We start from the raw sequence: 8,071 nt of genomic DNA on the forward strand, positions 1-8,071 counted from the left end.
GTCGCCCTTGGCCCGGTGCGGCCGCGTCGTACAGCATGACGGGCCGGACGTTCGCACAGCACCCTATCGGGGCCCCTCCGCCACGGCCCGGTCCGCCTCCGCGGGGTCCAGCTGCGGGGCGTCGCGGCGCATCCAGAGGAAGTACTCGACGTTCCCGGAGGGCCCCGGCAGGGGGCTCGCGGTGACCGCCCGCACGCCGAGACCGAGCTCCCACGCCTGCCCCGCCACCTGGCGGACCATCTCGGCGCGCAGCTGCGGGCTGCGCACCACCCCGCCGCTGCCGAGCCGTTCCTTGCCGATCTCGAACTGCGGCTTGACCATCAGCACCAGGTCCGCGTCCTCCGCCGCGCAGGCCGCCAGCGCCGGAAGCACCAGGCCCAGCGAGATGAAGGACAGGTCGCCGACCACCAGGTCGACCGGCTCGCCGCCGATCGACTCCAGGGTCAGCTCGCGCACGTTGGTGCGGTCCATCACGGTGACCCGGTCGTCGCTCTGCAGCGACCAGGCGAGCTGCCCGTAGCCGACGTCCACGGCCAGGACGTGAGCGGCCCCGGCCCGCAGCAGCACGTCGGTGAACCCGCCGGTGGAGGCGCCGGCGTCCAGCGCCCGGCGTCCCTCGACCACCAGGCCCTGGGGTACGAAGGCCGCGAACGCGCCGGCGAGCTTGTGGCCGCCGCGCGAGACGTAGTCGGGGTCGTTCTCGTCCTCGGCCACCACGACGGCCGCCGAGGTCTCCACCTGGGTGGCCGACTTGGTCGCGGTGGTGCCGCCGACGGTCACCCGCCCGGCCGCGATCAGCTCGGACGCGTGCTCACGCGAACGGGCCAGCTTGCGGCGGACCAGCTCCGCGTCGAGTCGGCGTCGTGCCACTGCCACTGGTGCTTCAGCTCCTACGGGTCCTGCGGGGTCATTCCCGGTCGAGTGCGGCCAGCGTGTCGGCGAGCCGCTGGTGAACATCTTCGTACACCGCGACGTGTGCCTCCGCCGGGACCCCGTCCAGCGCCTCCAGCCGGGCCAACCCGGCGTCCACTCCGGGGTGGCCGGTGGGCAGCAGCTCGACGCCGAGCGGCTCGGCGGGCGGGGTGGGGTCACTCGTCTCGGGCATCCGGTTCCTTCTGGCTGGTGGTCTTGCGGGCGGTGGTCCTCTTCGACGCGGTGGCCCCCTCGGCGGAGGCGGTCTTCTTGGCAGGGGTCCGCTTGGCGGGGGCCTTCTTGGCGGCGGTCTTCTTCGCAGCGGTAGCGGTCTTCCGCGCGGAATCAGCGGAAGCGGTCTTCTTGGCAGCCGTCTGCTTCGCCGGGGCCTTCTTCGCCGTCGCCTTCTGCGCCGGAGCCTTCTTCGCCGTCGCCTTCTCGGCCGTCGCCTTCTTGGCCGGGGCCTCGCTCGCCGGGGCCTCCTTCGCCGGGGTGCTCTTCCGGGCCACCGGCTCCGCCGCGACCGGCGGATCGACCTCGACCGGCTCGTCGACCTCCACCCGCTGGGTCACTATCGGCTCGTCCGCCGAGCGCTCGTCCTCGTACTCCCAGCCGTGCCCGAACAGGTCGTCCGCCCGAGGCGCCGGCGCCGGACCCTGCGCCGGCACGTCCGCGCCGGCCCGGCCGGGCTTCGCCGCGGCCGCCGCCGGTTCCTCCTCGACCTCGCGCAGCTTGCTCTCCAGGTACGCGAGCACCACGCCGACCTTGGTGACCTGGTCACCGACCTTCTCGAAGGCCTTCTCCACCTCGTTGCGCGCCACCCCGACGGCCAGGTCCACCCCCGCCCGCCCGGCGGTGACCGCCTCCTCCGCCAGCGTCTGCAGCGCCTGGGGAGACGGTGGGAACTGCCCGCCGAGCTTGCGCTCGACCTCGGCGACGTCGACGCCGGTCCGCTCCAGGATCGCGGTCGCCGTGCCGACGACCCGCTTGCCGACCTCCTCCACCACCGCGGTGGCGGCCGCCATCGCTTCCCGCACCGTCTTCGGCAGCATCCGGGTGCCTCCTTCGCGCCTGCGCGCGCATCGCTCCGTGGCCGTCGGTGCCCGGGCCTGTCCGGGCACCCCACTGACGACGCTACCGCCAAAACCCTTCTGAGGTACCGTGGCCCGGCAGTCAGAGCACCGTAGTGACCTGGGGATGGAGCCACCGCCATGGCGAACGCCGAGGAGTGCCGCGCGGCACTGGAACAGCTCAGCCGGAACATGGCCGCATCCACCGGCGACGTCCGCAAGGCCGCCGCCCTCGACCGCTCGCTCAGCTGCCGGATCACCGACCTCGACCTGACCTTCACCGGTCAGCTGCGCGACGGCCGGATCCAGGACGTCGTCGCCACGCCCGGCCCGCCCGCCACCAAGGCGGAGATCCGGCTCACCATGGCCAGCGACGACCTCGTCGCCCTGGTCGACGGCACGCTCAACTTCGCCTCCGCCTGGGCGAGCGGCCGGGTCAAGCTGGAGGCCGGTCTCCGCGACCTGCTGCGGCTGCGCACCCTGCTCTGACGGCCGGCCGCCCGGTGGCGGCGCGGATCAGAAGCCCAGCTCGGCCAGCGCCTTCCGTCCGTCCACCGGCCCGCCGTCCCCGTCCGCCGCCGTCCACGCGGCCGCACACAGCGCCCGCAGGCCGTCCCAGCGGTCCCCGGACCCGGTCAGCCGCAGCTCTCCACCCTCCACCCGGGCGGACCAGCCCCCGCAACCGAACCCGCCGTCGCCGGCCGACACCGCCGGGTGCGGGGCCAGCAGACCGCGCAGGTCCGGCGCCAGGTAGGTCGGCCGGTGCTCGGCCGGCGCCGCCAGCAGCTGCGCCGGGGTGGTCACCCCGGTGAACACCAGCAGGCTGTCCACACCGCCGTTGAAGGCGCCCTCGATGTCGGTGTCCAGACGGTCCCCGACCACCAGCGGCCGGCGCGCGCCCGTCCGCAACACCGTCTCCCGGTGCATCGGCGGAAGCGGCTTGCCCGCGACCTCCGGCTCCACCCCGGTCGCCGCCCGGACCGCCGCGACCAGCGTCCCGTTGCCGGGCGCGATGCCGCGCGCCGTCGGCACCGTCATGTCCGTGTTCGAGGCCACCCACGGCAGCCCGCCGCGCACCGCGTACGCGGCCTCCGCCAACTGCGCCCAGCCCACCGACGGGTCGAAGCCCTGGACCACCGCGCGCGGCTCGTCGTCCAGCGAGCGGACCGCCACCAGCCCGCGCTCGGCGAGCGCCTCCTCCAGTCCCAGGCCGCCCACGACCAGCACCTTCGCCCCGGCCGGGACCTTCTCGGCCACCACCCGGGCGGCCGCCTGGGCCGAATTGATCACGTCCGCGGGCTCGGCCGGCACCCCCAGCTCGGTCAGGTGCTCCGCCACCACCCGCGGCGGACGCGACGCGTTGTTGGTCACGTACGCGAGCCGCATCCCGGCCCGGCGGGCGGCCGCCAGCGAGTCCACCGCGTGCTCGATCGCGTGCGGACCGGCGTAGACCACGCCGTCCAGGTCCAGCAGCGCGGTGTCGTACGCCTCGGTCAGCGGGACGTCGCTGGCGCCGGGGGCGGTGCGCCCCGCCGTGGTGTCGGTCTCGGTCATGCCTGCACTACCTCGTTCACTGCGGGCTTCCCCATCACTGCGGACCCCGCGCTCTCGCCGCGGATCACCGCGTTCGTCAACTGCCCTGCTCGTAACCGGCCCGCTCAGGCGTCGCCATCGACGCCCCCGCGCTGCTCCCCGGCCTCCCGGTAGCCCGGGGCACCCGGCAACAGCGGGCCGAACGCCCCGGCGCGAGCCGCCAGGGTGGCCCGGGTCTGCCGCAAGGCCTCCCGGTAGTGGTCGGCCTCCGGCCGCATCGCCACGGCCAGCGCCAGGTGCTCGGCGGACGTCTCGAAGTCGCCCAACCGGGCCGCCGCGACGCCCCACCCGAACTGAGCGTAGTCGTCCGCCGGATCGGCCAGCGCCACGGCCCGGAAGTTCTCCAGCGCCTCCGCGTACGACCCGGCGTCGAACTGCGCCCGGGCCAGCGCCTCGCGGATGCTGCGCGAGTGCGGCTCGGCCTCCGCCGCCCGGGCGAGCAGCTGCCCGGCGGCCGCCGGATGCCCCTGGGCCAGCAGCTTCGCGCCCCGGCGGAACCAGTCGTAGACGTCGCCCGCGGGCTCCCCGGGCCGGCCCTGGGCCGGAACGCTCCCCGCGGGGACGTGCTCCCCCGACCCTCCGTCGTCCGTCCGCTCCCGCCCGTCGTCCATGCCGTACCTCGCCCTCGATCGCTCGCCCGCCCCACGAGCCGGCACCGGTAATCAGATCTTTCAACAACGCGTACCCGGTTACCATGCCCAGAATGAGCGCACCCAGTGCAGAAGACGGAGTCGAGACTCCCGAGGGCGGCCCCGGCGATCCCGGGCACGTCGCCACCGCAGGCCTGTCCCTGTCCCCCTTCCGGGGCCTGCGCTACGTCCCCGGCAGGGTCGGCGCGCTGTCCGCGGTGATGTCCCCGCCGTACGACGTCGTCGACCCGGGGCGCCGACTCGACCTGGAGACCGCCGACCCGCACAACGTGGTCCGGCTGATCCTGCCCCGGCCCGAGCCCGAGGACGCCGGTGACCGCCCCGACCGCGACACCCGGTACCGGCACGCCGCCCGACTGCTCGCCGCCTGGCAGCGCGAGGGCGTGCTCGCCGCCGATCCGGACCCGGCGATCTACGTCTACGAGCAGCGGGTGCCCGCCGGCGGCGACTCCCCCGAGCTGCTCCAGCGCGGCCTGATCGGCGCCCTCGCCGTCAGCGGACCCGAGGCCGGCGTGGTCCTCCCGCACGAGGACGTCATGCCCCGCCCGGTCGCCGACCGGGTGGGCCTGATGCGCACCACCCGGGCCAACCTCGAACCCCTGCTGCTCACTTACCGCGGCAACGGCGGCGCCTCCGGCGTCATCGAGCGGACGGTCGAGGGCGAGCCGCTGCTCTCCACCGCCACCAGCGACGGCACCCACCACCGCCTGTGGGCCGTCACCGACCCCGCCGAGATCGCCGAGATCAGCCGCGACCTGGCCACCTGCCGGGCGCTGATCGCCGACGGCCACCACCGCTGGGAGATGTACCTGCGGCTCCAGCGCGAGCACCGGCACCTGCCGCGCAGCCCCTGGGACCGCGGCATGGTGCTCCTGGTGGACACCGCCCGCTACCCGCTGCGGGTCCGGGCCATCCACCGGGTGCTGTACCGGCTGCCGGTGGCCGAGGCACTCGAGAAGCTCGGCGACCACTGGACGGTCAAGGAGGTCCCCGGCCCGCTGCCCACAGCGCTCCAGGCACTCGCCGAGCAGAAGCGGCACGGCGGCAACGGCTTCGTCCTCACCGGGGGCGACGGCGTCTACTGGCTGCTCGGCGAACCCGAGGAGTCCCTGCTCGACGCGACCGTGCCGCACGACCGGCCCGAGGAGTGGCGCCACCTGGACGCCACCGTCCTGCACGCCACGCTGCTCGACCACACCTGGCACGTCCCCGACGGCCCCGACCACATCGGCTACCTCCACACCGCGGCGGCAGCCGAGCGCGAGGCGGCCCGCACCGGCGGCACCGCCGTTCTGCTGCACCCGGTCCGGGAGAGCGTGGTCCGCCGGCTGGCCGAACAGGGCGTCACCATGCCGCGCAAGTCCACGTCCTTCGGGCCGAAGCCGGCCACCGGGCTGGTGCTGCGCAACCTGGCCCTGGGGTAGCCGCCCTGAAACGCCGTGAGGCCCTGCCGATCCCTCAGGGGGACCGGCAGGGCCTCACTCTCACGGCGCTTCAGGCGCTTCACGCACTTCAGGCGCCTCAGGGCACCTCAGGCGCTTCGGGCCGTCCAGGGCTACCGCGCCGGGGCCGTCAGCCCTGCGCGTCGTCCTTGTCCTCGGCCTTTGCGGCCGGCTCGGACCGCTTCGCCTCGTCCTCGGCGTCCTGCGAACGCTCGGGCACCACGCCGTCGAAGTCCTCGTCGATCTCGAGGTCGTCCTCGTCGTAGTACTCCTCGACGTCCTCCTCGTCCTCGAAGATCACGCGGTCGTCGGAGACGTCGGCGCCACGCTTCTTCGCCGGGGCCTCGTCCTGCAGCGGCTCCTCGGCCAGCTCCGGGTCGAGCGCGTCCGTGAACTCCACACCGTCGATCTCGGCCAGACGCTCGGAGGCGTTGGTCGACCCGTCGGTGTCGGCCTCGGCGGCCTTGGCGAACCAGTCACGGGCCTCCTCCCCGCGGCCGGCCGCGATCAGCGCCTCGGCGTACGCGTACCGCAGCCGCGCGGTCCACGGGTGCACGGCGCTGGAGGCCAGCTCCGGGCTCTGCAGGGTGACGACGGCGGCGTCGAACTGCTCCATGTCGCTGCGGGCACCGGCCGCGACCAGGCGCATCTCGACCTGACCGGCCTTGTCCAGCTGCTTCACCTCGGGCTCGCCGGCCATCGCCAGCGCCCGCTCCGGGCGGCCCAGGCCGCGCTCGCAGTCCGCCATGACCGGCCACAGGTCGGCCCGGCCGGTCATCCGACGGGCGGCACGGAACTCGGTCAGCGCCTCGGAGTAGCGCTGGGTCATGTACGAGGCGAAGCCGGCCGCCTCGCGGACGGCCGCGACGCGGGACGCCAGCCGCAGCGCGACGCGCGAGTACTGGTAGGCCTCCTCCGGCTCGCTGTCGAGCAGGCGGGCCACCATCACCAGGTTGCGCGCGACGTCGTCCGCGAGGGTCTTGGGCAGGCTCTTGAGCTCCTGGCGCACGTCCGCGTCCAGCTCGAAGCCGGTGACGTCCTCCGGGATCGGCAGGCGCTTGACCGGCTCGTAGTTGCCACGGCGGTCGTCGTAGTCCCGGCGGCCGCGGTCGTCGCGGCGGTCGTCACGGCGGTCGTCGCGGCGGAAACCGCCACGGTCACCACCGCGGTCACCGCGGTCGCGGTTGAAGCCGCCGGCGGGGCGGTCGTCACGACGGAAACCACCGCCGGAGGGGCGGTCGTCACGGCGGAAGCCACCGCGGTCGCCGCCGCGGTCGTCGCGGTCGCGGAACGGCCGGTCGTCACGACGCGGACGCTCGTCACGGTCATCCCGACGGAAACCGCTCGGGCGGTCGTCGCGGCGGAAGCCGCCACCGGAGGGGCGGTCGTCACGGCGGAAGCCGCCGCGGTCGTCGCCACGGTCACGGTTGAAGCCACCCGACGGGCGGTCGTCGCGGCGGAAGCCACCGCGGTCGTCGCCGCGGTCACCGCGGTCGCGGTTGAAGCCGCCGGAGGGACGGTCGTCACGGCGGAAGCCACCGCGGTCGCCGCCACGGTCGTCGCGGTCGCGGAACGGCCGGTCGTCACGACGCGGACGCTCGTCACGGTCATCCCGACGGAAACCACCCGAGGGGCGGTCGTCACGGCGGAAACCACCGCCGGCCGGGCGGTCGTCACGACGGAAGCCGCCACCCGACGGGCGGTCATCCCGGCGGTAGCTGCCACCGGAGGGGCGGTCGTCACGGCGGAAGCCACCGCGGTCGTCGCCACGGTCACGGTTGAAGCCACCCGACGGACGGTCATCGCGACGGTAGCCGCCACCGGACGGGCGGTCGTCACGACGGAAGCCACCGCGGTCGCCGCCACGGTCGTCGCGGTCGCGGAACGGCCGGTCGTCACGACGCGGACGCTCGTCACGATCGTCCCGGCGGTAGCCGCCGCCGGAGGGGCGGTCGTCGCGACGGAAACCGCCGCGATCGTTGGACCAGCCCCCACGGGACCGGGGCTCGTGGCCTCGGCCATCGTCCGATCGGCGCTCGGGACGGCCCTCGGGCTGGTTCGACATCCTGGTGACTCCTTCTGCTGCTTCAGCTCCACCGCGGATCGACCAAAATCGAGTGCCGTCACGCGGTATCGGCGGCGACCTCCTGGCCGCGCACCATCTCCATTGTCCGACATGCCGGAAGCGTCCGCGCCTGGGCGGAAGTCCGGCCTGCCGGCCTCGTTCACGTTCGCGAAAAACAAAAAGGCCGCGGCCCCAGCGAGTCGCTGGGGCCGCGGCCTTGAATAATTGTTCGGCGGCGTCCTACTCTCCCACAGGGTCCCCCCTGCAGTACCATCGGCGCTGTGAGGCTTAGCTTCCGGGTTCGGAATGTAACCGGGCGTTTCCCTCACGCTATGACCA

General features: G+C 74.3%; 8 protein-coding genes, 1 rRNA gene and 1 pseudogene. 2 read left to right on the forward strand and 8 right to left on the reverse strand.

The annotated features are described in order from the left end of the window. Nucleotides 1-63: 63 nt before the first annotated feature. Genes ACGF07_RS26335 through ACGF07_RS26345 form a run of 3 tightly spaced genes read right to left on the reverse strand, consistent with a single transcriptional unit; the run spans nt 64 to nt 1,964 of the window. Nucleotides 64-870, reverse strand: coding sequence for a TlyA family RNA methyltransferase (locus ACGF07_RS26335; RefSeq protein WP_350747833.1), 807 nt, complete (start codon nt 868-870; stop codon nt 64-66). 37 nt (nt 871-907) lie between these two features. After that, a complete protein-coding gene (locus ACGF07_RS26340; RefSeq protein WP_350747819.1) occupies nt 908-1,105 on the reverse strand; it encodes a hypothetical protein in 198 nt (65 codons plus the stop codon). After that, complete coding sequence (locus ACGF07_RS26345; protein ID WP_392902607.1) at nt 1,089-1,964, reverse strand: hypothetical protein; 876 nt, start codon at nt 1,962-1,964, stop codon at nt 1,089-1,091. The genes ACGF07_RS26340 and ACGF07_RS26345 overlap by 17 nt, the downstream gene beginning before the upstream one ends. A 159-nt stretch (nt 1,965-2,123) precedes the next feature. On the opposite strand from ACGF07_RS26345, the gene ACGF07_RS26350 reads away from it, so the two are divergent. Continuing rightward, a complete protein-coding gene (locus ACGF07_RS26350) occupies nt 2,124-2,471 on the forward strand; it encodes an alkyl sulfatase C-terminal domain-containing protein (protein ID WP_392902610.1) in 348 nt (115 codons plus the stop codon). A 27-nt stretch (nt 2,472-2,498) separates the two neighbouring features. On the opposite strand, the gene ACGF07_RS26355 is transcribed toward ACGF07_RS26350, so the two are convergent. Further along, nucleotides 2,499-3,536 (reverse strand): HAD-IIA family hydrolase, encoded by a 1,038-nt coding sequence (locus ACGF07_RS26355; RefSeq protein WP_392902612.1) that lies wholly within the window; start codon nt 3,534-3,536, stop codon nt 2,499-2,501. Between the two features lie 104 nt (nt 3,537-3,640). After that, entirely contained in the window at nt 3,641-4,186 is a 546-nt protein-coding gene (locus ACGF07_RS26360; protein ID WP_350747829.1) for a tetratricopeptide repeat protein, read from the reverse strand. 92 nt (nt 4,187-4,278) lie between these two features. Here ACGF07_RS26360 and ACGF07_RS26365 point away from each other — a divergent pair, with 92 nt between their 5' ends. Further along, complete coding sequence (locus tag ACGF07_RS26365; RefSeq protein ID WP_350747831.1) at nt 4,279-5,649, forward strand: DUF1015 domain-containing protein; 1,371 nt, start codon at nt 4,279-4,281, stop codon at nt 5,647-5,649. A 148-nt stretch (nt 5,650-5,797) separates the two neighbouring features. On the opposite strand, the gene ACGF07_RS26370 is transcribed toward ACGF07_RS26365, so the two are convergent. The 3 genes and pseudogenes from ACGF07_RS26370 to rrf form a co-directional block, all read right to left on the reverse strand. Beyond that, nucleotides 5,798-6,721, reverse strand: coding sequence for a tetratricopeptide repeat protein (locus ACGF07_RS26370; protein ID WP_392902626.1), 924 nt, complete (start codon nt 6,719-6,721; stop codon nt 5,798-5,800). Nucleotides 6,722-6,898: 177 nt separating this feature from the next. Beyond that, a pseudogene (locus ACGF07_RS26375) lies at nt 6,899-7,630 on the reverse strand (RNA helicase); the annotation flags it as partial. Nucleotides 7,631-7,959: 329 nt separating this feature from the next. Beyond that, nucleotides 7,960-8,071: ribosomal RNA gene (gene rrf, locus ACGF07_RS26380) — 5S ribosomal RNA — on the reverse strand; the annotation flags it as partial.

The organism is Kitasatospora sp. NPDC048194, assembly GCF_043202455.1.
Taxonomy (GTDB): Bacteria; Actinomycetota; Actinomycetes; order Streptomycetales; family Streptomycetaceae; genus Kitasatospora.

Coding starts and splice junctions, on each gene's coding strand:
- ACGF07_RS26340 (WP_350747819.1), bottom strand. CDS start 1,105: ATGCCCGAGACGAGTGACCCCACCCCGCCCGCCGAGCCGCTCGGCGTC.
- ACGF07_RS26345 (WP_392902607.1), bottom strand. CDS start 1,964: ATGCTGCCGAAGACGGTGCGGGAAGCGATGGCGGCCGCCACCGCGGTG.
- ACGF07_RS26350 (WP_392902610.1), top strand. CDS start 2,124: ATGGCGAACGCCGAGGAGTGCCGCGCGGCACTGGAACAGCTCAGCCGG.
- ACGF07_RS26355 (WP_392902612.1), bottom strand. CDS start 3,536: ATGACCGAGACCGACACCACGGCGGGGCGCACCGCCCCCGGCGCCAGC.
- ACGF07_RS26360 (WP_350747829.1), bottom strand. CDS start 4,186: ATGGACGACGGGCGGGAGCGGACGGACGACGGAGGGTCGGGGGAGCAC.
- ACGF07_RS26365 (WP_350747831.1), top strand. CDS start 4,279: ATGAGCGCACCCAGTGCAGAAGACGGAGTCGAGACTCCCGAGGGCGGC.